Annotated in this window: 25 protein-coding genes; 16 read left to right on the forward strand and 9 right to left on the reverse strand. The window is 59.9% G+C overall.

The genetic code is table 11. From position 1 onward, the window contains the following. The first annotated feature begins 66 nt into the window (after nt 1–66). A complete protein-coding gene (locus E5180_RS01540) occupies nt 67–564 on the forward strand; it encodes a lipocalin family protein (RefSeq protein ID WP_138922847.1) in 498 nt (165 codons plus the stop codon). Between the two features lie 78 nt (nt 565–642). Beyond that, a complete protein-coding gene (locus tag E5180_RS01545; protein ID WP_138922848.1) occupies nt 643–1560 on the forward strand; it encodes a DMT family transporter in 918 nt (305 codons plus the stop codon). A gap of 21 nt (nt 1561–1581) precedes the next feature. Here E5180_RS01545 and E5180_RS01550 read toward each other — a convergent pair whose 3' ends face one another. Further along, a complete protein-coding gene (locus tag E5180_RS01550; RefSeq protein WP_138922849.1) occupies nt 1582–2277 on the reverse strand; it encodes an NUDIX hydrolase in 696 nt (231 codons plus the stop codon). A gap of 48 nt (nt 2278–2325) precedes the next feature. Further along, complete coding sequence (locus E5180_RS01555) at nt 2326–2730, reverse strand: DUF983 domain-containing protein (protein WP_138922850.1); 405 nt, start codon at nt 2728–2730, stop codon at nt 2326–2328. A gap of 217 nt (nt 2731–2947) precedes the next feature. Between E5180_RS01555 and E5180_RS01560 the strand changes: the two genes are divergently transcribed. The 5 genes from E5180_RS01560 (at nt 2948) to E5180_RS01580 (ending at nt 5732) form a co-directional block, all read left to right on the forward strand. Continuing rightward, nucleotides 2948–3604, forward strand: coding sequence for an EF-hand domain-containing protein (locus tag E5180_RS01560; protein WP_138922851.1), 657 nt, complete (start codon nt 2948–2950; stop codon nt 3602–3604). Nucleotides 3605–3659: 55 nt separating this feature from the next. Then, nucleotides 3660–4262 carry an RNA polymerase sigma factor gene (locus E5180_RS01565; protein WP_254700504.1) on the forward strand — a complete coding sequence of 201 codons (603 nt, stop codon included), beginning with the start codon at nt 3660–3662 and terminating at the stop codon, nt 4260–4262. Between the two features lies 1 nt (nt 4263). Continuing rightward, a complete protein-coding gene (locus tag E5180_RS01570; RefSeq protein WP_254700505.1) occupies nt 4264–4611 on the forward strand; it encodes a hypothetical protein in 348 nt (115 codons plus the stop codon). 3 nt (nt 4612–4614) lie between these two features. Beyond that, nucleotides 4615–5124 (forward strand): periplasmic heavy metal sensor, encoded by a 510-nt coding sequence (locus E5180_RS01575; protein ID WP_138922854.1) that lies wholly within the window; start codon nt 4615–4617, stop codon nt 5122–5124. A gap of 113 nt (nt 5125–5237) precedes the next feature. Then, a complete protein-coding gene (locus tag E5180_RS01580; RefSeq protein WP_138922855.1) occupies nt 5238–5732 on the forward strand; it encodes a hypothetical protein in 495 nt (164 codons plus the stop codon). Between the two features lie 61 nt (nt 5733–5793). Here the strand turns inward: E5180_RS01580 and E5180_RS01585 are convergent, their stop codons facing one another. From E5180_RS01585 to E5180_RS01595, 3 genes are read right to left on the reverse strand one after another with little or no spacing between them, the layout of a single operon-like run. Then, nucleotides 5794–6354 (reverse strand): TadE/TadG family type IV pilus assembly protein, encoded by a 561-nt coding sequence (locus E5180_RS01585; protein WP_138922856.1) that lies wholly within the window; start codon nt 6352–6354, stop codon nt 5794–5796. Next, complete coding sequence (locus E5180_RS01590) at nt 6354–6893, reverse strand: TadE/TadG family type IV pilus assembly protein (RefSeq protein ID WP_138922857.1); 540 nt, start codon at nt 6891–6893, stop codon at nt 6354–6356. Before E5180_RS01590 ends, E5180_RS01585 begins: the two co-directional genes overlap by 1 nt. Further along, nucleotides 6890–8305, reverse strand: coding sequence for a TadE/TadG family type IV pilus assembly protein (locus E5180_RS01595; RefSeq protein ID WP_138922858.1), 1416 nt, complete (start codon nt 8303–8305; stop codon nt 6890–6892). Before E5180_RS01595 ends, E5180_RS01590 begins: the two co-directional genes overlap by 4 nt. 374 nt (nt 8306–8679) lie before the next feature. Here E5180_RS01595 and E5180_RS01600 point away from each other — a divergent pair, with 374 nt between their 5' ends. The 7 genes from E5180_RS01600 to E5180_RS01630 all read left to right on the forward strand — a co-directional run bounded on the left by E5180_RS01600 (nt 8680) and on the right by E5180_RS01630 (nt 16358). Then, entirely contained in the window at nt 8680–10110 is a 1431-nt protein-coding gene (locus E5180_RS01600; protein ID WP_138922859.1) for a Glu/Leu/Phe/Val family dehydrogenase, read from the forward strand. A 250-nt stretch (nt 10111–10360) separates the two neighbouring features. Next, nucleotides 10361–10669 (forward strand): hypothetical protein, encoded by a 309-nt coding sequence (locus tag E5180_RS01605; RefSeq protein WP_138925081.1) that lies wholly within the window; start codon nt 10361–10363, stop codon nt 10667–10669. A gap of 170 nt (nt 10670–10839) precedes the next feature. Further along, entirely contained in the window at nt 10840–12813 is a 1974-nt protein-coding gene (dnaG, locus tag E5180_RS01610; protein ID WP_138922860.1) for a DNA primase, read from the forward strand. 134 nt (nt 12814–12947) lie between these two features. After that, a complete protein-coding gene (gene rpoD, locus E5180_RS01615; RefSeq protein ID WP_138922861.1) occupies nt 12948–14930 on the forward strand; it encodes an RNA polymerase sigma factor RpoD in 1983 nt (660 codons plus the stop codon). A 142-nt stretch (nt 14931–15072) separates the two neighbouring features. Then, nucleotides 15073–15483 (forward strand): hypothetical protein, encoded by a 411-nt coding sequence (locus E5180_RS01620; RefSeq protein ID WP_138922862.1) that lies wholly within the window; start codon nt 15073–15075, stop codon nt 15481–15483. Between the two features lie 16 nt (nt 15484–15499). After that, on the forward strand, nt 15500–15898 hold the full coding sequence (locus E5180_RS01625) for a hypothetical protein (protein WP_138922863.1): 399 nt from the start codon (nt 15500–15502) through the stop codon (nt 15896–15898). Nucleotides 15899–15944: 46 nt separating this feature from the next. Continuing rightward, nucleotides 15945–16358, forward strand: coding sequence for a secondary thiamine-phosphate synthase enzyme YjbQ (locus tag E5180_RS01630; RefSeq protein ID WP_138922864.1), 414 nt, complete (start codon nt 15945–15947; stop codon nt 16356–16358). Nucleotides 16359–16360: 2 nt separating this feature from the next. Here E5180_RS01630 and E5180_RS01635 read toward each other — a convergent pair whose 3' ends face one another. Continuing rightward, the gene (locus E5180_RS01635; protein ID WP_138922865.1) at nt 16361–17032 is read right to left on the reverse strand and encodes an SDR family oxidoreductase; all 672 of its coding nucleotides are present in this window, start codon (nt 17030–17032) and stop codon (nt 16361–16363) included. Nucleotides 17033–17226: 194 nt separating this feature from the next. On the opposite strand from E5180_RS01635, the gene nrdR reads away from it, so the two are divergent. Both nrdR and ribD read left to right on the forward strand, forming a co-directional pair. Further along, nucleotides 17227–17694 (forward strand): transcriptional regulator NrdR, encoded by a 468-nt coding sequence (gene nrdR, locus E5180_RS01640; protein WP_005849229.1) that lies wholly within the window; start codon nt 17227–17229, stop codon nt 17692–17694. A gap of 2 nt (nt 17695–17696) precedes the next feature. After that, a complete protein-coding gene (gene ribD / locus E5180_RS01645) occupies nt 17697–18800 on the forward strand; it encodes a bifunctional diaminohydroxyphosphoribosylaminopyrimidine deaminase/5-amino-6-(5-phosphoribosylamino)uracil reductase RibD (protein WP_138922866.1) in 1104 nt (367 codons plus the stop codon). 54 nt (nt 18801–18854) lie between these two features. On the opposite strand, the gene E5180_RS01650 is transcribed toward ribD, so the two are convergent. From E5180_RS01650 to E5180_RS01660, 3 genes are all read right to left on the reverse strand, one after another. Further along, nucleotides 18855–20891, reverse strand: a complete 2037-nt coding sequence (locus E5180_RS01650) for a capsular polysaccharide biosynthesis protein (protein ID WP_138922867.1) — start codon at nt 20889–20891, stop codon at nt 18855–18857. 9 nt (nt 20892–20900) lie between these two features. Beyond that, nucleotides 20901–21986, reverse strand: a complete 1086-nt coding sequence (locus E5180_RS01655) for a polysaccharide biosynthesis/export family protein (RefSeq protein ID WP_138925082.1) — start codon at nt 21984–21986, stop codon at nt 20901–20903. A 167-nt stretch (nt 21987–22153) separates the two neighbouring features. Next, complete coding sequence (locus E5180_RS01660) at nt 22154–23446, reverse strand: capsule biosynthesis protein (RefSeq protein WP_138922868.1); 1293 nt, start codon at nt 23444–23446, stop codon at nt 22154–22156. Nucleotides 23447–23486 lie beyond the last annotated feature (40 nt).

The raw sequence follows: 23486 nt of genomic DNA on the forward strand, positions 1-23486 counted from the left end.
ATCGGGGTCTGGGGGCGGTCTGTTTGTCGGGCTTGAAAGCCTCGGCCCGACGAAAAGGCCCGCTACATGAAGCGGGCGTTTTTGGCGTTGGCCCTGCTTGCCGGGTGCTCTGCTCCTGCGCCCGAAACGGCGAAAGGTCTGCGCGACACCAAGGCGCTGATCGGGGCCACCAGCCGCTATGATGCGGCCCGTTTCAAGGGGGCTTGGTTGGTGCGCGATAGCTTTGGCGACGGTGTCGCGCAGGTCGCCTTGGTCGAAACAACCAAAGGGCCGGCGTTCCAACTGTGCCCGCAGACAGGGTGCAGTGATGGTGGCACCCTTTGGCTGGCGCAGCAACAAGGGCAGGGGCGGTATGCGCTGTCCCTTCCTGACGGCACCACGCGTGGGCTCTGGGTGCTTTGGGTCGACGAAGGGTTCCGCACGGCGGTGGTCGGGAACCCGGCTGGAGACTTCGGCTGGATTCTTGACCGCAGTGCCACGGGCGGCGCAGACCGGATCGCGGCGGCCCGCGAGATACTGGACTTTAACGGCTATGACACGGGTCAGCTTGGGATGCCGCGATGACCCCGATAGGTTGGCGGGGACAGGAGTGTGGCGCGGTGTCACTTTGTCCGCGCACCACGGCAATGCTGGATCACGCGCATGGGTGATACGGGCCCGGAGCTGTGGGTCCTCGTGACGCTCGCCGCTGCGGTGTTCCAGACCGGGCGTTTTATGCTGCAGAAATATCTGGCCACCGCGACATTGTCGGCGGCTGGGGCGACGTTCTCAAGGTTCCTGTATTCCGCGCCATTTATCGTGTTGGGCCTTGGGGCCTATCTGATGCTCAGCGCGACGCCTCTGCCAGCCCTTGGCCCGGGGTTCTGGGCGCACGGGCTGATGGGTGGTACGGCGCAGATATTGGCGACCGTTTGCGTCGTGCTGTTGTTCAAACAGCGGAACTTTGCCGTCGGGATCACGTTCAAGAAAACCGAAGTTATCCTGACCGTGCTGGTCGGATGGGTCATTCTGGGCGAGGGCGTCAGCGCCACCGGCTTTGCCGCGATTGCCCTAGGCGTAGTGGGGTTGCTGCTGCTGTCCGGCGGGGCCGAGGCAAAAGGCTTTCACCTGCGCGACTTGCGCAACCGCGCGGCGGGGCTGGGGGTTGCGTCGGGCGCGTTGTTCGCCGTTTCCGCTGTGTCCTATCGCGGGGCGTCGCTGGCGGTGATGACAGAGCAGCCTGTGCTGCGCGCGGGGGTGACCCTTGCGGCGGTGGTTATGATGCAATCGGTCATCATGGCCGTTTACCTGCGCCTGCGCGAGCCGGGGCAAATCCGCGATGTCTGGCGCGCGCGCCGTGTCGCGGTCTGGATCGGCCTCACGTCGATGGGCGGATCGCTGTGCTGGTTCATCGCCTTCACGCTGCAGAACGCGGCCTATGTCAAAGCACTCGGGCAGGTGGAGCTCATCCTGAGTGTCGCGGCCTCTACGCTGTTCTTCCGCGAAAAGATCAGCACCCGCGAAGCTGCGGGCATGGCTGTGCTGATTGCGTCGATCCTGATGCTGGTTGTGGTGGCCTAGGGGAAGCGCAGGGGTCGCTGTTTAGCTTGGCAACGGGCGGCCGCGCAGCCGCAGGAACAGGCTCTCTTCGTCGTTGTTCTTGAAATACGGCACGGACGCGGGCGGCTCGAGTTGCCGCGCGCGGGCCTCCACTTCGGCCAGAACGACCTCTGTGATGAAGGGCATATCGAATTTGCGGGCGTCCGACAGGGCGACCCATTGCAGATGCGAAAGCTCGTCGCAGGCGTCGTCGAAGTTATCCAGATCGGTGGCAATATCGTCGGCATCGACCAGAAAGAACCGCGCGTCAAAACGGCGTGGGCGGCCCGGAGGCGTCAGGGCGCGGAATACGAATTGCAGCGGGGACGCGTGGGGCAGATAGCCGCGCTGAGCAAAGGTAAGCCAATCGGCGGGGGGCGTGCCCTCCCACGTGCCTTCCTGACCGAGGATCAAACCGGTTTCTTCCCAAAGCTCGCGGATGGCAGCGACCACCAAAGCATGTGCAAGGCTGCCATCGGCATCATCGGCAAGACGGCTTTGGCAGGTTTCATCGACCATGCTGGCCAGCGGCACCTGCGCATCGCCCAGATCAACCGCGCCGCCCGGAAAGACGAATTTGTTCGGCATAAAGGCCGCGGTCGCGCCGCGTTGCCCCATCAGAATCCGCGGTGCCGTATGTCGGTCGCGGATCACGATTACCGTGGCTGCGTTTCGGATTTTGCTTTTGTCGATGGTCATCGCCTTGCCCCAAATCTTGTTTTTCTAGCAGGGCTTGTGGTGTGTCGGTCAGTTGGTGCTGCCGAACCCGCCCATGCGCTTTGCCCATTGGAAGCCGATCATGGCCCCTTTCATTCTAGGCAGAAGGTAGAGGGACAATCCAACGCAGCCAACCGAAAAGATTGTAAACAGGGTCAGAGGTTCAGGTCGCCAGGCCACAAAGGCGATATGCAGCCCCGGCGCCATCAGGTGCCCGACCACGAGGATCGTCAGATAGGCTGGTCCATCATCGGCGCGGTGGTGAAACAGTTCTTGGCCGCAAACAGTGCAGGTGTCGTTCACCTTCAGATAACTTTTCAGCATCGGACCGGCCCCGCAGTTGGGGCATTTGCGCCGCCAGCCGCGCAGCAGGGATTTCTTCATGCTGCGATCGGGGGCGTCTACGTGTGGCATCTTTAAGGTCTGGTCAGTCATCTGGGCTATCCTTGTTCCTACCCTACATGCGGTCAAATCACCCCAAGATAAAGGGAGCAAGATCGAGTTGCGTCGCCATGTCGCAAAGCCCGGTGCGTCGGGGAGTGTGAAAGTTTTTCGCTTTTGTTGCGACGGAAAGCCGAGGGGCCGTCGTTTGAACCGGTATCGCCACGCTGAAAACAGCGGGTGTTAGACGGTTCACCAAAGGAAGAAACAGATGACAAAACGAGCAAATTTCCAGATCGCACTGCTGAGCGGGTTGATCGCATTGGGTGGCACGACCTTAGTCGCGCAGAATGCGGATAAGGCTGAAGGTGCCAAGCAAAGCCATTTTGTCCAGTTGGATACCAACATGGATGGCGAAGTCACCGCTGACGAAATGAAGGCACATGCCGCGGCACGTTTTTCGGCTGCTGACGCAGATGGTGACGGCTTTCTGACCCAAGACGAGATGGCCGTTGCGGCCAAGGCGCGCCATGCCGAGCGCAGCCAGCGCCTGTTGGAGAAGCTAGACACCGACGGCAACGGCTCGCTTTCTGCGACCGAGCTTGAGGCCATGGGCAAAGGCAAAGGCGACCGGATGGCCAAGCATCAGGGCAAGATGATGGAGCGCATGGACACCGACAAAGACGGCAAGCTGTCGATGGAAGAAATGGGCGGACGTCACAACCCCGAGAAGATGATCGAAAAGCTGGACACCGACAAGAACGGTTCGCTGAGCGCCGAGGAATTTGCCAAAGCCCGTATGGGTGGCAAACATCACGGCAAGCGCGGCGGCCATGACGGCAAAGACGGCAAAGACGGGCACGGCAAGCCCGGCAAACACATGAAGCACGACAAGTCCGATGACGGCGACGCGCCTGCAACGGAATAAGGCAAGCTTGCGGGCGCGCTTGAATGGCGCGCCCGCAGACGCTACCTCCGGTTCGATGGATATGCTCGATACTTCTGACGCTGACAGGGCAGACGACCCCGAACGCGCCTTGCTGCTTCGCTATGTGGGCGGGGATGCGGCGGCGGCGCGTTTGTTGACGGTACAGTTGACTCCGCGCATCTTTGGTCACGCCTTTCGTATGTTGGGCAACGCGGCAGAGGCCGAAGACGTGACCCAAGACGCGCTGATGCGCCTATGGAAGATCGCACCGGACTGGCGCGACGGCGAGGCGAAGGTGACCACGTGGTTATACCGCGTGACGGCCAACCTGTGCACCGACCGTCTGCGCAAACGCGGCCGCGGTGTCCCGCTCGAGGCTATCGCCGAACCCGCCGACCCGAGCGAAAGCGCAGAGGCGCGCCTGCAGCGCGCCGCGCGCGAAGATGCCTTGCAAGAGGCGCTGGACACATTGCCAGACCGGCAGCGGCAAGCGGTTGTGCTGCGCCACATAGACGGCTTGGCGAACCCTGAGATCGCGACCATTCTGGATATAGGGGTCGAAGCGGTAGAAAGCCTGACCGCACGGGGCAAACGGGCGTTGGCGAAACTTTTGGGCGCGAGACGTGATGCCTTGGGATACGATGATGATAAAACGTAGTATGAATACGCTAGAGGCGCATTTCGAGGCGGCGCGGGCCACCCCGCCGCAGATGCCCGCGGGCATGATGGACCGGTTGATCGCCGATGCGCTGGCCGCGCAGCCCGCGCCCGTAATGGGCGGATGGCGCGGGGTCTGGCGCGCGATTGGCGGGGCTCCGGCTTTGGGCGGGTTGGTCGCGGCGACGGCTGTCGGGTTCTGGATCGGGGTCGCCCCGCCAAGCGGCCTGCCGGATGTCGCGACGCAGATCATCACCGGCGGCGACGCTTACATCGTTGCCGATATGACGTCGCTGGACACCTACGCCTCAGAGCTGACGGCGTTCGGCTGGGATTTGGACGAGGGATAGAAAATGGCAGGGTTTGCATTCAAAAGCACGAAAACATTGCGATGGGCCTTGGGCCTGTCACTTGGGCTGAACCTTGCGGTGGTCGGGCTTGTCGTCGGGGCGGCTTACCGCTTTGATGGGCCCCATGGCGGTCCAATGCGGCACATGCGCGATTACGGCACGCCTTATGTCATGGCATTGCCCAAGGAACGTAGGCACGCGGTTTTCATGGATGCACGCAAGGGCCGAGACGATAAATCCGTTAGCCGCACGGCCCGCCGTGCCTTGTATCAAGAGGCGCTGACCGCTATTCGCGCCGACCCTTTTGACGTCGCAGAGGCGCGCCGTGTGCTGGACCTGCAACGGGATGCCACCCTAACAGTGCAGCAGACCGTGCAGGACGCATGGCTGGCCGAACTTGCCAAGATGCCAGCAGCAGAGCGTGCGGCCTATGCCATACGTGTCGAAGAGATGCTGAAACACGGCAAGAAGGGCAATAAGGACGGGGTGAAGCCGGTCCAGGGCAATAAATAATCTGTGGCTTGCCCTAAGCCGGTAGGGGGGGCGGCCCGTGGCTGTGTCAGTCAGGCTTGCCAAACGCGCGTCCGGCGCGGTAGGCAAGGCGACCCTAACGAAAGTCGTGGCCCATGCTCTCTGATTTCACCGACCCAAACGAAGTTCTTGCCACCGCGCGTGCCTCCTCTGGGCGGCGTGGCATCGGGCTGGCCGCACTCGGGGTCTTGGGGCTGTTCCTGATCTACGTCGCATTTACATCGTCGCCCGGTTTCGGGTGGCAGGTGTTTTTGCTGGCGATGGGGGGGCTGGCCCTTTGGATGGCCGACAAAATGCGCCGCGCCACCGCTGGTGCAATCGAGCTGACCCCGACCGAATTGCGCGACACCGACGGTACAGTGATCGCGCGGGTCGAGGATATTATCGGGCTGGATCGCGGCGTGTTTGCATTCAAGCCTTCCAACGGCTTTTTGCTGCGGACCAAGGCAGGCACTGGCGGCGACCGGGTCTGGCGTCCTGGTCTATGGTGGCGCATCGGTCGTCGCGTTGGCATTGGCGGCATGACCCCCGGCAATCAGACCAAGTTCATGTCCGAGATCATTTCCGCGATGATGGCAGAGCGTTCTTGAGATAGAAAAAGGCCCGTAGGCAGATCGCCGCGGGCCTTTTTCTTTGCTGTGCTGCCGAAATTTACGCCCCGTCTGAATAGAGCACCCAAGGGGCATAGCGCGGGCGGGTAAAGACGAAGTTCTTTACCTCTTGCACCGGTAGTCCGATGTTGAAGGGCGGTGAAAACGACGTCCAGGTTTCGGTGATGGTGATATATTCCCCATCTTCGAGCTCGGGGATGCGGTTTGTCCAGCCGGTCACATCTGCTTGGGTCGCATCTGTCAGATTGCCCCGGGAGCGGGACCAGTGCAGCAAGAAACGCTTGTTCGCTTGGTCATATTTTGCCGAGGTGATCCGCACCGTCGCCGGCCCGGAAGAGCGGGTCATATAATCCAGCAGATCCCGAACACCGTCCATATATGCGGTGTCCACTGGCAGTGTCTCGCGCGAGATCATATCGCCGATGGTATAGGCCGCTTTTTGGTTGGTGTAGTATTCCTGATAGGTCTGGAAAAAGGTGAACATCGCCAGATAGACCCAAAAGACCATGGGCATGATGATAACGGCCTCGATCGAGGCGCTACCGTCTTGGTCGCGCAGAAAACGCGCCAATACACGGCGTTTGAGAAAAGAGGTAACCATTAGCTTGGCTCCTGAACAAAGGAGGATACGGCGTACATGCTGCCTTGACCCGCGCCGTCGGTCTCGAACTTGAAACCCATGGCAGAGCCCGGCAGCATCGGGTCGAATTTTACGCAGGCCCGCAGCAGCATCAGCTGGTGCTGCGCCCCAAGGCTAAAGCCACGCTCGGGCTCGACGGGCAGCGATTTGTCGACGCAGTCGGGCGCTGCATTCATAGCCGCAAAGTTGCGCGGATCGACCAGTACCATCTCAAGGCGCAACGTATCTTTGCAGTCGCCGATATAGCCTACGCTGTCGCAGATCATCGTCTTGATCATGTCGTGGGTGACCGTCGCGCGGGTGTTCAGCCGGATATACCGCACCGCTGTCTCGAGCCCACGGTTCAGGTGGAACTGGCGCAGCGAATAAAGGCTAACCTCGACCGAGGCGAGGAACATGCCAAAGATCAGCGGAAAGAGAATGACGAATTCGATCAGAACAACCGCGCCTTCCTCGCCCCGGCGGAACCGGCGCACCGCCTGGGATATGCGGGCGATCATTGGGTCAGCCTCAGCTGGTTGATCTGTCGCGCAATCGCGCGGAACGCTTCGGAAAGCTCGACCCCTTCAACCCGAAAGAAGTGGCTGGGCGACGAGGCGCAATCCTGCATCGCGGGAACGTCCTCGGTGTCTACCTCAAAGCCGATGGTCCAGATCACAATACGCTTTGCTTTGGCTGCATCACAGATGTTCGACAGCAAGGTATTGCCCAGCGATTTGTTGTACTTTTGAGAATAGAAGTAACTCCAATAGCGATAGTCTACCTCATTGCGGAGGTACCACCACAGATTGTATTTATTCCAGTGAACATATTCGCTTTCGCTGTCGTAATAGTTGCTGCGGATGCGGAAGGAATTATCATTCGCACCGTCGGTCATCAGAATGACGGTCTTGAGCGTCTCTGGGTCATCATAGCTGGCAGGTCGGTTGTAAAATTGGCCATCCACATGGCCAGCGTTCACCAGCGAGTTGTTGATGTCACGGAACGATGGATCCAGCATCGTCGCCGCCCATTTCATCCCGAGGAAAATCGACGTACCCGCGCGTGGTACAAGTTGGTTGATCTGGCTCTTTAGTGTAAGGCTGTTTTGCGAGAAAGGGGCGATGCGTTCATAGCTGTAGCGTGGACAGATCGTGTCGTCGCGGTAGTTGTTGCGACCGTCATAGTTCCACTGGAAATGCTGCATCTGGTCGTGCGTCGTGCTGGTATTCAGCGCGGCCGAGTTGAATTCATCGTCGGCGAATTCCAAGCAGTGAGAGTAATCGTGTTTCTTGTTCACACGCATGCGATCCAGGATCATAGGACCTGCGTTGACCTGTTCGGAGTAGGGGATCATCGAAACAGAGATCAGGTCTTCGTTCTCTGTTTTCAGCACCGTGTCCAAGAAAACTCCGGCGGCGTTTTTCAGCTCGCTCAGGCGGTTGTTGAGAGCCATCGACCCCGAGATATCGAGCACGAGAGAGATTTCGACTTTGGCGACGCGTTCTTCGGCCTGACTATGCGCGGGCACAGTGAGTGTCGGGAAGCCGAAGCGACCGATGAACTGCGTATCCATCTCCTTGGACGCGTCAATGGTCACGGTGCGATAGTTCAACCCGTCGTCGACCACGACATTTGATAGAAAATCAGTCATACCGGATTTTGCAAAATAGTCTGCAACCACGGTTTTGGGGTCGCGCATCTGGTCGAGATCGGCGGCGGCTAGAACGGCACGGTCAGAGACGGCCTGCAGGCGCGAGCGCTCCATCTCGTGGCGCATGAAATCAAGTTGGATGCCGCCCACGGCGATCATCATCATGATCATGAAAAGTGCGAGAATGGTGACCAGCCCATCGTCTTCACGGGCAAACTGCGACACGCGGTTGCGCAAGGGGATGGCGACCCAAGTATTCACGGTGTTTTTGACCGTCATGTCCACGTCCTTTTTGGTGCGATCCCTGCGACAAGAGGCGTTCGGGCGGATCGGCGTTGACGACAGATATGCGGGCTGAAGGTGGCTGAAATAGGGCGAAATACGTTTAAAAAAGTGTATACTGAAGCCGTTTTGAGGGCACATTCCGGCACGACGGGCCAGCCGGATGCAATGGTCGAGCCTCTTGGCTGAAATGATCCGCGGTCAATGAGGCTAAGACGCCGCGGATAAAAAGTTTTCAAACTGATTAAAATATGTGCAAAAACTTTGAAATATGGTGATTTGCGGCTTTGCTTGGCGCAGGTGCTATGTTCAATAGGCAAGGCGATGAACTGGCCCGGATCAGGGTCGCAGAGCTAAATTAGGAGCGTAGAATGAACCCCGGAACCGAACCGAGCTTTCGCGATAGTGTCGACATCATGTTTAACCGGGCGGTTGCCCTGATGGACCTTTCGCCGGGTCTTGAGGAAAAGATTCGCGTTTGTAACGCGACCTATACGGTACGTTTCGGGGTGCGGTTGCGTGGCGGTATCCAGACCTTCACCGGCTACCGCTCTGTTCACTCGGAGCATATGGAACCGGTCAAGGGCGGCATCCGCTACAGCCCCGGCGTGAACCAGAATGAAGTGGAAGCGCTGGCGGCGCTGATGACCTATAAATGTGCGTTGGTCGATGCGCCTTTCGGCGGCTCAAAGGGCGGGCTGTGCATCGATCCACGCGACTACGATGAACACGAGCTTGAGCTGATTACCCGTCGTTTCGCCTATGAGCTGATCAAACGCGACATGATCAACCCGGCGCAAAACGTGCCCGCCCCCGATATGGGCACCGGCGAGCGCGAGATGGCCTGGATCGCGGACCAGTACAAACGCATGAACACCACCGATATCAACGGGGTGGCCTGTGTGACTGGCAAGCCGATCAATGCGGGCGGTATCCATGGCCGGACCGAGGCCACCGGTCGCGGTGTGCAATACGCGCTGCACGCGTTCTTCCGTGATCCGCAGGGAATGGCAAAAGCGGGCTTGGGCGGCGAGCTGGACGGCAAGCGCGTCGTTGTGCAGGGCTTGGGCAACGTAGGCTATCATGCCGCTAAGTTCCTGAGCGAGGAGGACGGCTGCAAGATCACCGCCATTATTGAACGCGACGGTGCGTTGTTTGACGACCGCGGGCTCGACGTGGAGGAGGTCCATCGCTGGATTTCGATGCACGGCACCATCAAGGGCTTCCCTGACGCGCCGTTTGAGGAAGACGGGGCCAAGCTGCTGGAGGCCGAATGCGATATCTTGATCCCTGCCGCGCTGGAAGGGGTAATTAACCTCAGCAACGCGCATAACATCAAGGCACCGCTGATTGTCGAGGCCGCAAACGGTCCCGTGACCGCCGGTGCCGACGATATCCTGCGCGGAAAAGGCGTGGTTATTATTCCTGACATGTACGCCAACGCTGGCGGTGTGACGGTATCCTATTTCGAATGGGTCAAGAACCTGAGCCACATCCGCTTTGGCCGGATGCAACGCCGCAACGAGGAAAGCCGCCACCAGTTGCTGGTGGACGAGCTGGAACGTCTGAGCGCCGACAGCGGTGTCGGCTGGCAGTTGAGCCCGAACTTTAAGGACAAGTACCTGCGAGGAGCAGGGGAGCTTGAGCTGGTCCGCTCTGGTCTGGATGACACAATGAGCGCTGCCTACCGGTCGATGGCCGAAATCTGGCACAGCCGTGATGATGTCGAGGACCTGCGCACCGCCGCTTATCTGGTCAGCATCGGCAAAGTCGCTGCCAGCTACCGCGCCAAGGGGCTGTAAGCCACGCGCAGCCAGGTGCTGCGCCACAAAAAGTTCCCCGAGGGCCGCTGTGAGGGTGGCCTTCGGCAAAGACGCGCCAGACCGTGCGGGGGCGCGCTGCGGAAAACCGCTCTGTCACTTGTATTCCACCCGGGGCTGGCTAGGTTTTTACGCAATGGGCACCCCGCCACCCCCTCGAGAGCGCCCTTTTTGTCGGTTGTACGCAAGGGGACTGCGGTGGTATCGCCGACAACACTTAGGAGATGTGATGATGAAATTTGGTAAACTTATGATCGCCGCGGCGCTGGCCGCTTCCAGTGCACCAGTCTTTGCCGCAACTAGCGCCGATACCGATTGTCAGTATCAGGCGGATGTCGTCCAGGCCGTGCGTCAGGCGCGCATCGACCGCGTGAAAGAACGCGAGGTACCGGACCACATTGCGTCTCAGAACCCGCAGTGGCCGGATCGCTACGATGCCGTTGTGCCGCTGGTTGCGCCTTGGGTGTATGAAATGAAAATGCGTGACGTAAAAAAGAACGATCTGTCTGCTGCTTGGAACGAGATGTGCCTGGGCCAATGACGGTGCCGACGCGCTATCCGTAGCGCTGAAGCATCTGTCGGGGCGGTGATATGGGGGCCAGCCCCCATCGCCCTGACGGACGATCCCCCCGGAGTTTTTTGGCAAAATGAAGCCGCCTTTGGGGACTTTGGGTGCTGGACTTTGACCATCGCGACCCAATATAAAACCGTATGAGCCTGCCCCCTGGATTTTTGGATGAACTGCGCAGCCGTGCCAGCCTGTCACAGGTGGTAGGGCGCAAAGTGATGTGGGATGCGCGCAAGTCCAATCAGGGCAAGGGCGATATGTGGGCTCCGTGCCCGTTTCATCAGGAAAAATCGGCCAGCTTCCATGTCGATGACCGCAAGGGATTCTACTATTGCTTCGGATGCCATGCCAAAGGGGATGCGATCTCTTTTGTGCGCGAGACCGAGAATGTAAGCTTTATGGAGGCGGTCGAGATTTTGGCGCGTGAGGCAGGGATGCCCATGCCCAAGCAGGACCCCCGCGCGCAGGAAAAAGCCGACAAGCGGACCCAGCTGGCCGAGGTAATGGAGCTGGCCGTGCAGTATTTCCGGCTGCAGTTGCGCACGGGGGCGGCTAGTGCTGCGCGCGATTATCTGGCAGGCCGCGGTCTGACACCGCAGGCGCTGGAGCAGTGGGAAATCGGATTTGCGCCGGATCAGTGGCAGGGACTTTGGGATCATCTGAAGGCCAAGAATGTCGAGGACGCGCTGATCATGGGGGCAGGGCTGGCCAAGCCTTCGTCCAAAGGCGGGCGGCCCTATGATACGTTCCGGGGCCGGATCATCTACCCTATTCGCGATGCGCGGGGGCGGGCGATTGCTTTTGGCGGGCGGGCCATGGACCCCAATGACAATGCTAAATACCTGAACTCCCCGGAGACGGAGCTTTTTGACAAGGGCCGCAGTCTCTACAATGTCCGTGACGCGCGGACTGCTGCGGGGCAGGGCAAACCTTTGATCGTCGCCGAAGGGTATATGGACGTGATTGCGCTGGTGCAGGCCGGATTTGGTGCGGCCGTGGCCCCCTTGGGAACGGCAATCACGGAAAGCCAGTTGCAGATGTTGTGGCGCATCTCGCCCGAGCCCATCATCACGCTGGATGGTGACACGGCGGGCCAGCGGGCGGCGATGCGGTTGATCGATCTGGCGCTGCCGTTGTTGGAGGCGGGCCAATCCTTGCGCTTTGCCGTGATGCCAGACGGGCAGGATCCCGACGATCTGCTGCGGGCCCACGGGGCTCCCGCGTTGCAAAAGCTGCTGGATAACGCGATGCCGATGGTGCGGCTGTTGTGGCAGCGCGAGACCGATGGCCGCGTTTTTGACAGCCCTGAACGCAAGGCCGGCCTGGACAAGGCGTTGCGCGAAAAAATCATGATGATCAAAGACCCTTCGATCCGCAGCCACTATGGCCAGGAGATCAAGGATTTGCGCTGGCAGCTGTTCCGCCCGCAAAAGGCCAAGAAAGACTTTAGCCCTGTGGCGCGTGCGTCCGGTGGGGGCAAGTGGGCACCACCACCGCAAGGCCCGTCGCCAAGTGCGAAATCCTCTATTCTGGTGACTGCAGCAGGTCTGGGCGCGACAGAGCATCTGCGCGAAGCGGTGATTTTGATGGCTTTGCTAAACTGCCCGCAATTGGTTGAAGAATTTGAAAACGGCTTGGCCACAATGCGCTGTCAGGACTACGATCACGGGCGTATTCGGGACTTGATGCTGCGCCATGTGCATCAGGACCCTGCGGTGTTGCGCGAAAAGATTTACGACGCCCTTGGCGAGTACACACTTGAAAATATGCTGGCGCAGCGCCACGTAGCCATCACGCCTTGCATCCGAAGCCCTGGCAACCTTGAGAAGACGCGTATGACCGTCGCTGAGGAACTGGGGAAGCTGGAGGCCGTGCGTGGACTGGATGAAGAGATCGCCGATGCGGTCGAGGATATGACCGGCATGGCCGACGAGGGTCTGACATGGCGGTTGGGCGAAGCGGCGCGCAATGCCGATCGTGCGCAACGTAGCGGGCAGGAAGATACCGCTGAATACGACATCGCTGAAAACGGTGCCCACATCAGCCGGGACGAACGCAGCGCATTTGATGCTTTGCTGGGGTCGATCCTGAAGGGTGGCACGAAAGAGAAAAAATGAACCCGGCGTGGCTTTTTCGCCGGGATGTCTAACAAAATACAGGGTAACGGGTTTAAGAATCACCCAGAACCCCGCATGATTCGAATAACCGAATCACGTCACGTGATTCGCACCCATTCGCTGGAGGAAATTTCATGGCCGCCAAAGACACGAACGAAGACGCGAAGTCTGACGACCAGGATGCCGGCCATTCGCTTGATATGAGCCAAGCCGCCGTCAAAAAGATGATCGGCGAAGCCCGTGAAAAAGGCTATATCACCTACGATCAGCTCAACACCGTTCTGCCGCCCGATCAAGTAAGTTCGGAGCAGATCGAGGACGTGATGTCGATGTTGTCCGAAATGGGCATCAACGTGATCGAAGACGAAGAAGCCGAAGAAGAAGACGCCAAGGGTGGCACCGAAGTTGCCACCACGGAAAGCACGCGTGATGTGGCGCTGTCCGCTGGCACGTCCGAAAAGCTGGACCGCACGGACGACCCCGTACGCATGTACCTGCGGGAAATGGGGTCCGTCGAACTGCTAAGCCGTGAGGGCGAGATCGCCATCGCCAAGCGGATCGAGGCAGGCCGCAATACAATGATCGCGGGGCTGTGTGAAAGCCCGCTGACCTTCCAGGCGATCACGATCTGGCGCGACGAACTTTTGTCCGAAGACATTCTGCTGCGCGACGTGATCGACCTTGAGGCGACATTCGGCACCCAGATGGGCGACGAAGAAGAAACGACTCCGGTCGTGCCCGTCGGCGGGACCGAAACAAAGCCTGCCGAAAGCACCAGCGACGTCGATGCCGATGGCAATCCGATCTCGAATGATGACGACGACGAGGATGAAGACGAACAGGCAAACATGTCGCTGGCCGCGATGGAAGCCGCGCTCAAGCCACAGGTGCTTGAGGCGTTGGACATCATAGCCGACGATTACGTCAAGCTGAGCCAGATTCAGGACAGCCGGATTTCGGCGACCCTGAACGAGGACGGCACCTTTTCGAAGGCCGATGAGGAAGAATACCAGCGCGTCCGTTCCGAGATCGTGCTGCTGGTCAACGACCTACATCTGCACAACAACCGTATCGAAGCCCTGATTGACCAGTTGTACGGCATTAACCGTCGTATCATGCAGATCGACAGCGCGATGGTGAAGCTCGCTGACCAAGCGCGGATCAACCGCAAGGAGTTCGTCGACAGCTATCGTGGCTACGAACTGGATCCCAACTGGATGGAGCGGATGGCCGAAAAATCCGGTCGCGGTTGGCAGATGTTCATCGAACGCTCATCTGAAAAGGTTGACGAGCTGCGCACCGATATGGCGCAGGTTGGTCAATATGTCGGTCTTGATATCTCTGAATTCCGCCGCATTGTGCAGCAGGTTCAGAAGGGCGAAAAAGAGGCCCGTCAGGCCAAGAAAGAAATGGTCGAGGCAAACCTGCGCCTCGTTATTTCGATTGCTAAAAAATATACTAACCGCGGCTTGCAGTTCCTTGATCTTATTCAGGAAGGTAACATCGGTCTCATGAAGGCCGTGGACAAGTTCGAATACCGTCGCGGTTATAAGTTCAGCACCTATGCGACATGGTGGATCCGGCAAGCGATCACGCGGTCCATCGCGGATCAGGCCCGTACCATCCGTATCCCAGTGCATATGATCGAAACGATCAACAAGCTGGTTCGGACCGGTCGCCAGATGCTGCACGAAATCGGCCGCGAGCCGACGCCGGAAGAGCTGGCAGAAAAGCTGCAGATGCCCTTGGAAAAGGTTCGCAAGGTGATGAAAATCGCCAAGGAGCCTATCTCCCTTGAAACGCCAATCGGCGATGAGGAAGACAGCCAGCTTGGCGACTTCATCGAAGATAAGAATGCCGTGCTGCCATTGGACAGCGCCATTCAGGAAAACCTCAAGGAAACCACGACACGGGTCCTGGCATCGCTGACCCCGCGCGAGGAACGTGTTTTGCGGATGCGTTTCGGCATCGGTATGAATACCGACCATACGCTCGAAGAGGTCGGTCAGCAGTTCAGCGTGACGCGCGAACGTATCCGTCAGATCGAGGCAAAGGCACTGCGCAAGCTCAAGCACCCAAGCCGGTCGCGCAAGCTACGGTCGTTCCTCGATCAGTAAGCTGTTCAATCGCAAACAATATAAAAGGCGGGTGCTTCGGCATCCGCCTTTTTTCATGCGGTTGGGCCGCACTCTCAAACCTGTGAATTTAAATCCACGCCGCGCACCCTATCTGTGTCCTAGCCGCCAAACAGGAACCGCCATGAAACGTCTCGCCCTCGTCGCCATTTTGTCCACTATGCCAATGGCCGCCGTCGCGCAGCCCTTTACGGCGGTGAACCGGTTGCAGGTTATTTCGCTGTCGGGCACGACCTTTGAGGTGATCGAGGATCGCGGAGAAGGCGCGCGCGGCCTGTGGTGTGCCGCTGCCGAATATGCCGAAGACCAGCTGGGTGCACGGACAGCAGACCAGATCTACCTCAAGTCGCCGCGTGGTCCCTCGGCCAGCGGGGTTGGCCGCGTCGGTGCCGTCTTTACACTGAATGACGCCGAGTTATCCGAGGCCGCATTCAAATCTTATTCAGTGTCGGTCCGCAACGCGGGGCAGACCCTGCCGGTTGGCCACGCAATCCAGTTCTGCAAGGACTACATCCTTGAGCTGAAAGACTTCTAATAACGGGAATGACATGATGAAAACTTTCAAAACGGCACTTTTGCTGGCCGCTTTGGCCGCGGGGCCTGCCCTTGCGCAGGGCTATGTGCCAAATGAACGGCTGACCTACACGCCGACGGAAAATGGCGTGCGTATCAGCGGTAGCACGGGCTTTGGCGCGCGGGGGCACTGGTGTGCGGCAGCGGGTTACGCTGTGGACCAGATGGGAGCCGCGGATCGTCAGACGTTGTATGTCAGCGAACCGCGCGCGCGTGGCTTTGGCGGCGATGGTGGCGTGACCTTTACGCTCGATCCGACAGGGCTGACACCGTCGCCTGTGGTGATACTTGGCGGATCGCTGACCAAGGCCGGATCGGCGATGACCATCAGCCACGGCATTACGTTGTGTGGTGGTTTGCAATCGCCCGGCAGGTAAGGCTAGCCTGACGCCAAAGCAATAGCCCAAGCGGAAGGCAAGAAGGATGAACACCGAACTTACGGTCCACACACGCGGGCAGGGGCTGTATGAGGTTACCAGCGATGTGATGCAGGCGCTTTCGGGTCAGCGGTCCGACGGGTTGCTGACATTGTTCGTGCGACATACCTCTGCCTCGCTGCTGATCCAGGAAAATGCAGATCCCGACGTGCAGCGCGACCTATTGGCTTATTTTGCACGGCTGGTGCCGCCTGCGAATGATCCTTCGATGTCCTATTTGCGCCATACAATTGAAGGGCCAGATGACATGCCCGCGCATATCAAAGCGGCAGTGATGTCTGTCACGCTTAGCATCCCTGTGGTCGCAGGGCGCATGGTGCTTGGAACATGGCAGGGCATCTATCTGTTCGAACACCGCGACGCGCCCCATAGCAGGCGCGTCGCGGTACATTTCGCTTGAGCTTAGCCCACTGGCATCAGATGGATTTCGCGGACCGCCGCATGGGCCGGTGCCTCCAGCGCGTGCAATACGGCAGATGCGACATCCTCGGGTTTGAGTTTATCGGGCTTGGCCTCGTCAAAGAACGGCGTGTCGACCATACCCGGAGACACGACCATGCAGCGCCCGCCCCATTCGGCCATTTCGTCGGCAAGGTTGCCAGCGAAACCGTGGATAAAGAATTTTGTCGCGCCATAGATTGACCCCTTGATGTGGCGTCGTCCCGCGGCTGATCCGGTTACAACATATTGCCCTGTCGTTTTGCGCAGGTAGGGCATCGCAGCATGGGCGGTATAAAGCGCACCCATCACGTTCAGGTCGACCATCGCTTTCCAATCATCGGGGTCGCCTTTCTCGGTCCCGCCGGGTGAGGTGCCGCGTCCCGCATTTGCGAACGCCGCGTCAATCTGGCCGAACTTCTGCGCAAGGCGGCTCATGGCCTGTTCCTGATCGTCATAGCTTGTGGCATCTCCCGTCAGGACCAGCGCCTGATCCCCGATGTCACGTGCGAGGTCTTTGAGCTTGTCCTCGCTGCGGGCAAACAGTCCTACGTTCCATCCTGCCTTGGCTGCGGCGCGTGCGGTTGCTGCGCCGATCCCGCTAGAGGCTCCTGTGATAAACAGCGTCTTGGTCATGTCGCTTTCCCTTCAGATTTATCGTGTTCCGGGCCTAACGCATCGGCGACGTCGAAGTTCACGGCAGTTTCGCTCAATACAACATATAGACGGCCATTTCGCCCCTACCCAAAACCTCGCGTTGGCCCTATAGTTTTGGGGAGTGGGGTCGTTTAGACCCCTATTGAGCAGGTTTAAGATAAAGGGGACCGGCCATGCGCTGCCCGTTTTGCGGAAATATCGACACCCAAGTAAAAGACAGCCGCCCGGCCGAGGACCACGTATCAATCCGCCGCCGCCGTTTCTGTCCCGCCTGCGGGGGCCGGTTTACAACCTATGAACGGGTGCAGCTGCGCGATTTGGTGGTCGTTAAAACCTCTGGCAAGCGCGAGGATTTCGACCGCGACAAGCTGGAACGTTCCATCCGCATCTCCATGCAGAAACGCCCGATTGATCCTGAACGTATCGATCAGATGATCAGCGGCATTGTGCGCCGTCTTGAAAGCATGGGCGAAACAGATGTCGGGTCGAAACAGATCGGTGAGATCGTGATGGAGGCTTTGGCCCGCATCGATACCGTCGCCTATGTGCGGTTTGCCAGCGTCTATAAGAACTTTCAGGCGGCAGACGACTTCGATAAGTTTGTCCAGGAACTACGCCCAGACACCCCTGCGGACGAATAACCATGTCTGACGACGTGCGCTTTATGGCGCTGGCCCTATCCTTGGGCCGGCGCGGGCAGGGGGCTGTCTGGCCCAATCCGGCCGTGGGCTGCGTCATCGTGCAACAGGATCGCATCGTCGGACGGGGGTGGACCCAGCCGGGCGGGAGACCTCACGCTGAACCCGAAGCCCTGCGTCAAGCGGGGCCGGCGGCCAAGGGCGCGACGGCCTATGTCACGCTCGAACCCTGCGCCCATACCGGCAAGACCCCGCCCTGCGCCGATGCCCTTGTGGCAGCAAAGGTCGCGCGCGTTGTGATTGCCTGCACAGACAGCGACCCGCGCGTCAGCGGCAAGGGCATCGCCATCTTGCAGGCGGCGGGCATCGCGGTTGACGTGGGTGTGCTCGCGCATGAAGCCCGCACCGATCACATGGGTTTTTTCCTGCGTATCGATGCAGGCCGTCCGATGGTATCGCTTAAACTCGCCAGCAGCTTTGATGGTCGTATCGCCACCGCGACAGGTGAAAGCCAGTGGATTACAGCCCCGCCCGCACGCCGTGCGGTACATGCGATGCGCAGCCGGCATGACGCGGTCATGGTGGGCGGCGGCACGGCGCGACAGGATGATCCCAGCCTGACCGTGCGCGACCTCGGCGTCACCCGACAGCCAACACGGATCGTTGTGTCCAATGGCCTGGACATCCCCCTTGGCGGCACATTGGCGAAAACTGCAGGCGATATCCCGTTGATCCTTTGCCACGGCTCCAAAGCGCCGACAGAGCTGATCGAGGCCTGGAAAAGCCTAGGCGCAACGTTGATCGCCTGTACTAGCAGGATGGGCCAGATCGATGCCGAGGATTTGCTCCAGCAACTCGGTCAGCACGGTCTGACACGCATCTTTTGCGAAGGCGGCGGTGGGCTCGCCGCAACGCTGTTGCAGGCTGGTTTGGTGGATCAGTTGATCGGGTTCACAGCAGGGCTCACGCTTGGGTCTGACGGGCTGCCGGCCATCGCGGCGCTACAGCTGCGACACCTTGCACAAGCCCCGCGGTTCACCCTGACGGAAACGGCGCGCATCGGCCCCGACCTCCTCCACATCTGGGCCCGCGCCGACGCGCCGGCCTAGACCGCTTCCAAATGGTTCAAAATCCCGGGGGTGCGGGGGCTGGCCCCCGTAGCGCTACCCGCGCCGCCACAGATGCGCCTTTGTGGCAAACACCCCTTGCAGCTTGGCCAGCAGACGGTTCGGCACCCCGCGCCGTGGCACGTCGCCCGCTGCCAGCCGCTCTACCACGACCTCGGCGGGGCAGGCTGTGCCGGTGCGCGGATCAAAATAGCGCGGATAATCAATGAGCGCTGCATGCACCAACCCCTCGAGGGGGACATCGGTCCCCCGTCGGGTGGGGATCGCGCCACGGTCCTCGGTCAGGCCCCACCCGGCATAGAAAGGGGCCCCGAGGGTCACCACTTTGATGCCGCGCAACAGGGCCTCGAACCCCAGCAGGGACGTCATGGTCCAGATCTCATCCACCTGCGCCAGCAAGGCCACGGGATCAGCGTGGGTCAATACGCGGTCGGCCAGCCCTTCGGCATCGATGGCACCGGGACGCAGACCGGCCTCTACGTCGGGGTGGGGCTTATACAGGATCACCGCGTCAGGATGTGCTGCACGTGCGCAGGTGAGCAGCGCCAAATTCGTCGCCACGTCACCCGTGCCGGTCAGGATAGAGGCATCGTTCTCGACTTGTCCGGGCACCAGAATGCGCCGTCCGGCGGGCAGGTCGTTGGGCGTGATATCGCCGCCAAGGTTGTACTTGCTGAGTCCCGCGTCGCGCAGCGCAGCGATCAGCCGCACGGCGCGGCGGGACTGGTCAGGGCGCAATTTGGCGCGGGCGGCAATGTGATTTTCCAACCGGCTGGGGGTACGGGGGTCATAGTAGATACCCAAATCGTCACAGACCAGCGACAGCGGTGGCACCAGATCCGCCCCCAAGCCCCGTGACCGCAAGAACCCGTCCTCTACGCGGACCGCACCAGCGTGATCCTTTGTCGCTTTGGAGGCCCAGACCATCCATGGCTTGCCCGCCGCACGCGCCGCGTCGGGATTGTTTCGATAGGTGACAGGCGACCAGCGGCCAAAGAAACGCTGGAGCGGCTGGCGTTTCCACAACCTCATATCCGAGGCGACCCAGCCGCGATGATCTTCGCGCCAAGCGCGGGTCTGCGCTGCCATCGCTTCTATTGCGGTTTCAATGTCACACAGGCAATCGCGGTGCGGATCATACCACTTGGGATACAGGATCATCGCCCCCGCAAACAGCTGCGCACGGGTCAGCACCCGTTGGCGGCGCTGAACGGGAAATTCGTCCTCGGTCAGGCCCCAGCCTGCATAGAAGGGTTGCCCGAACACCCGTGGTTTGTGGCCGGCGAAAATCGCCTCGAACCCCATTTGGGAGGAGACAGTATAAACGCGCACGGCTCCTTCGAACAGCGCCCAAGGGCTGATCGGGGCGGTCAGCAGGGTGATGCGGTCATTGGCGTCTTCGGGGCCAAAGTGGCCAGAGCGAAAGCCCGCCGCGGTTTCGGGGTGGGTCTTGATGATGATCCGCGCGCCGGGGTTTTCCTGCTGTGCAAAGACGAGCATTTCAAGAAACCGCGACCGGTCCGCCCCCGACGCCGCGATTGAGGCGTCGCCAAGAGTTTGGTCGATCACCAGCACATACCCCGGATCGGGGGCGGGGTGGGTTGGATCAAAGCCGCTGTATTTGGTCAGATGCGCTTCGGTTATCCGGTGGATGGCACCGCGGGCGCGGTCGAGCAAAGCTGTATCATTGAGCGGGTGCGTGGTCAGGATGTCTTCGAGGTCAGAGGGCTGTTTAGGGTCAAAATGCAACCCTTTATGGTCTACCAGTAACCCCAGTGGCGGCTCGCCCGCCCGGCCGGGAAACAGCGACCGGAGCAATGCGTCTTCGACGCGCACCACAGGCAGATCACGCTTTGCGGCCACGGCCAGCCCACGGTGAGCGGTGCCCGCGTTGCCCCAAACCGCAACTTTATCACCCGCGCGCGGCAGCCCCAGATGCAGGCTATAGCCCGACAGCTGCAAAATGCGCCGTACCCTGCGGTTGGTGATGAACCCGCCATTAAACACAAAAAGCCGCCGGTCCTTTGCAGGGCCGGCGGCGGGGGTATCATATGTTTCAGGCCCTAAAGCCATCTTTGCAGATCAGTTGCTCGACGCGAGCGACGAGAGGCTGTTGACCGAACTGGCCGACCCCGTGATCGAAGAGATAACTTTGCTCCATTGTGTGAAGGGCGCTTCGGTGACGTAGAGCGTGTCGCCGTCGCGGATCACAAAGTCACGTGCCATGAACATGCCGTTGGGTTTGGTCAGGTCCAGCACATAAATCATGCGCTGTGCGCCTTGCAGATCGTCGCGGCCCAAGACCTGAGCCACGACAGGTTCGGGTTCGTTGCGGAAGACGAAGACACCCGTCGGGTCTGCGGTGCCTGCGTTCAGGCCGCCGACTTGGGCGATGCCTTCAAGGGCCGACATGTTCTTGGTTTCAAAGGGGACTTTTTGTTGTGTACCTGTGGCACCAAGCGCCACAAAGGACCGCGTGTCTTCCTCGATCAGGATGCGGTCACCGCCGCGCAGTGCAATGTCGAGCTCGGGGTGGTTGTACAGGTCTTCCAGCCAGATTTTGCCCTTTTGGTTGCCCCGCAGTACCGTCACCTGAGCGATTTGCGGCGTGATCGTCACACCGCCGGCACGTGCCAGCATGGTGGCAAGGGTGCGGGTCGGGCGTTCAATGGCATAAACGCCCTGCGCGCCGACAGACCCCACAAGCGACACGGTCGCCCCGTCACCGGCCAGACGGCGCACCTGTACCTGCGGGTCCGGAGTCTGCTCTGACAGTTTGTTGGTGATGATACGGCGGATCGCTTCGGGAGAGTTGCCAGCGGCCTTGATCCGACCCGCGTAGGGCACGAAGATAAAGCCAGAGCCGTCAACCTGCACTTCTTCCAGCACGGTGGCGTTTGTGCCCTGTGCCGCCAGCAAGCCGTCGTCGACGTTTTCCCAGATTGTCAGTCCCAGCGTATCACCCGGATTAATCGTGTCCGACCCAAGCTGGCCTGCGTGAATAAACCCCGAATTAAACCCAAGCGCCGGTGCGACAGCCGTTGCACGGGTCACACGGTCATTAACGGCAACGACAAAAGCGTCACCTTGCTTTTGGACCGATCCTGCAAAGATTTGACGTTTGTTCGGACCAACCTGCGGAAGACCACACGAAGATACCACGGCCATAGCCGCCAATAATGCGATGGGACGCGCCCACCGGAAGGGTACGGATTTCACTGCCCGGTCTCCTCGACCTATTCTTACTCTGCCTCGAAATCGCCGATTATTTCGACGTAATTATCATTGGCTTAGCGCAGTTTGGATCGAAAAGCTACTGTCGCGGCAAAAATCTGTCAGGTGACGGCTCGCAACTGTTGCCGTGGTGCCGCGGTCCCCAGTTCCAACGCGTCATAAGGGTCTTCGGGGGCGAGCATCATATCAACGACCTGACGCAGAAGCTGGGTACGCGCGCGCGCGGCGTAAAACCCGCCAGGCACCTGCGAGGTTTCTAGCAAATACCGGCGATAGTCCTTGTAGGCCTTGTTGTCCGGGCGGGATGCGGCGGCAAAGAAATCGGTCAAGGGCTGGTTGGATACGAATTCGGGCTTTGCATAGACGGCGCTGCCAAATACCTTGAGAGGTATACCACGCCAGAGCACCTGTTGCCCCGCGGTCGAGTTCACGGTGATCGCCGTGCGCGCATCATTCAGAAGCTGTGCCAGTTTGCCGCCCCGCACGAAATGCACGCGGTCGGCTACGCCCAGATCACGTGCGACGCGCTTTACCACACGGCGCAAGGGGGCGCGGCCGTCTTCCAACGGATGGGCTTTAACGACAAGATGGTGGTGGCGTGGTGCGCCTTTGGCAAAGCCCTCGAGCACGACGGTCAGAAAATCGGTCATCGTCTCGAACGGGGAATGTTCCTGAAACGAGCTGTCATGTTCCAGTTGCAAAAGCGCCAGATGATAAGGAAACCCGCCAAGCCGGATGCGCAGCGTCGCGAGCAGCCGATCCAGTGCCAGCGCGGGCATCAACAGCAACCGTTTGAGGTAAAGCTGGAACTCCTTGATCACTGGCAAGCTGCGGTGCGGGCGGAAGTTGCGATACGCGCCGTTTCGAAACAGCACAAACCAGTGATACAGCGCCCCGTAAAAAACATGTTGGCGCATATCGCCCCAGTGGCCGGGGGGGAGGGGGGCCTCCATGTCCGAATTGGCCAGCGCGAGCTGCATCTGTTCGATCGACATCTCCATTAACCGAGAATTGCCGTTCGATCCGCCGCGCTCATAGGTGACCCAATAGGGGCGCATATAACCTTCTTCAAAGACATGCACGGTGAGCCCCCGCGCCTTGGCTTCGGCCACGGCTTGGGCGTGGATCGGACGTGTGTCGCCGTATAACACGATATCTGTGACACCTTTGTCGGCGAGCAGCGCAACAAAGGTGTCTTTCCACGTGTCAGCCGTACCGCGAAACGGAATATAGCTGCGCGGGTGGAACCAGAAGGCCCGATCGCCTGCGTTGAACCCCACACGCCAGACCTGCGCACCCGCCAGACGAAGCATCTTGCCCAGTCGGTTGAAGAAGGGGCCATGCGGCCCTTGCAGGAAGAGGAAGACCCGGTCACGGGGGGCTGCGGCGTTCATGGTTAGCTTTCAGTTTACCTTGTTCATCACACAGACAAAC

It is taken from the genome of Sulfitobacter sp. BSw21498, from assembly GCF_006064855.1.
Taxonomy (GTDB): domain Bacteria; phylum Pseudomonadota; class Alphaproteobacteria; order Rhodobacterales; family Rhodobacteraceae; genus Sulfitobacter.

Coding starts and splice junctions, on each gene's coding strand:
- E5180_RS01540 (WP_138922847.1), top strand. CDS start 67: ATGAAGCGGGCGTTTTTGGCGTTGGCCCTGCTTGCCGGGTGCTCTGCT.
- E5180_RS01545 (WP_138922848.1), top strand. CDS start 643: ATGGGTGATACGGGCCCGGAGCTGTGGGTCCTCGTGACGCTCGCCGCT.
- E5180_RS01550 (WP_138922849.1), bottom strand. CDS start 2,277: ATGACCATCGACAAAAGCAAAATCCGAAACGCAGCCACGGTAATCGTG.
- E5180_RS01555 (WP_138922850.1), bottom strand. CDS start 2,730: ATGACTGACCAGACCTTAAAGATGCCACACGTAGACGCCCCCGATCGC.
- E5180_RS01560 (WP_138922851.1), top strand. CDS start 2,948: ATGACAAAACGAGCAAATTTCCAGATCGCACTGCTGAGCGGGTTGATC.
- E5180_RS01565 (WP_254700504.1), top strand. CDS start 3,660: ATGGATATGCTCGATACTTCTGACGCTGACAGGGCAGACGACCCCGAA.
- E5180_RS01570 (WP_254700505.1), top strand. CDS start 4,264: ATGAATACGCTAGAGGCGCATTTCGAGGCGGCGCGGGCCACCCCGCCG.
- E5180_RS01575 (WP_138922854.1), top strand. CDS start 4,615: ATGGCAGGGTTTGCATTCAAAAGCACGAAAACATTGCGATGGGCCTTG.
- E5180_RS01580 (WP_138922855.1), top strand. CDS start 5,238: ATGCTCTCTGATTTCACCGACCCAAACGAAGTTCTTGCCACCGCGCGT.
- E5180_RS01585 (WP_138922856.1), bottom strand. CDS start 6,354: ATGGTTACCTCTTTTCTCAAACGCCGTGTATTGGCGCGTTTTCTGCGC.
- E5180_RS01590 (WP_138922857.1), bottom strand. CDS start 6,893: ATGATCGCCCGCATATCCCAGGCGGTGCGCCGGTTCCGCCGGGGCGAG.
- E5180_RS01595 (WP_138922858.1), bottom strand. CDS start 8,305: ATGACGGTCAAAAACACCGTGAATACTTGGGTCGCCATCCCCTTGCGC.
- E5180_RS01600 (WP_138922859.1), top strand. CDS start 8,680: ATGAACCCCGGAACCGAACCGAGCTTTCGCGATAGTGTCGACATCATG.
- E5180_RS01605 (WP_138925081.1), top strand. CDS start 10,361: ATGAAATTTGGTAAACTTATGATCGCCGCGGCGCTGGCCGCTTCCAGT.
- dnaG (WP_138922860.1), top strand. CDS start 10,840: ATGAGCCTGCCCCCTGGATTTTTGGATGAACTGCGCAGCCGTGCCAGC.
- rpoD (WP_138922861.1), top strand. CDS start 12,948: ATGGCCGCCAAAGACACGAACGAAGACGCGAAGTCTGACGACCAGGAT.
- E5180_RS01620 (WP_138922862.1), top strand. CDS start 15,073: ATGAAACGTCTCGCCCTCGTCGCCATTTTGTCCACTATGCCAATGGCC.
- E5180_RS01625 (WP_138922863.1), top strand. CDS start 15,500: ATGAAAACTTTCAAAACGGCACTTTTGCTGGCCGCTTTGGCCGCGGGG.
- E5180_RS01630 (WP_138922864.1), top strand. CDS start 15,945: ATGAACACCGAACTTACGGTCCACACACGCGGGCAGGGGCTGTATGAG.
- E5180_RS01635 (WP_138922865.1), bottom strand. CDS start 17,032: ATGACCAAGACGCTGTTTATCACAGGAGCCTCTAGCGGGATCGGCGCA.
- nrdR (WP_005849229.1), top strand. CDS start 17,227: ATGCGCTGCCCGTTTTGCGGAAATATCGACACCCAAGTAAAAGACAGC.
- ribD (WP_138922866.1), top strand. CDS start 17,697: ATGTCTGACGACGTGCGCTTTATGGCGCTGGCCCTATCCTTGGGCCGG.
- E5180_RS01650 (WP_138922867.1), bottom strand. CDS start 20,891: ATGGCTTTAGGGCCTGAAACATATGATACCCCCGCCGCCGGCCCTGCA.
- E5180_RS01655 (WP_138925082.1), bottom strand. CDS start 21,986: ATGGCCGTGGTATCTTCGTGTGGTCTTCCGCAGGTTGGTCCGAACAAA.
- E5180_RS01660 (WP_138922868.1), bottom strand. CDS start 23,446: ATGAACGCCGCAGCCCCCCGTGACCGGGTCTTCCTCTTCCTGCAAGGG.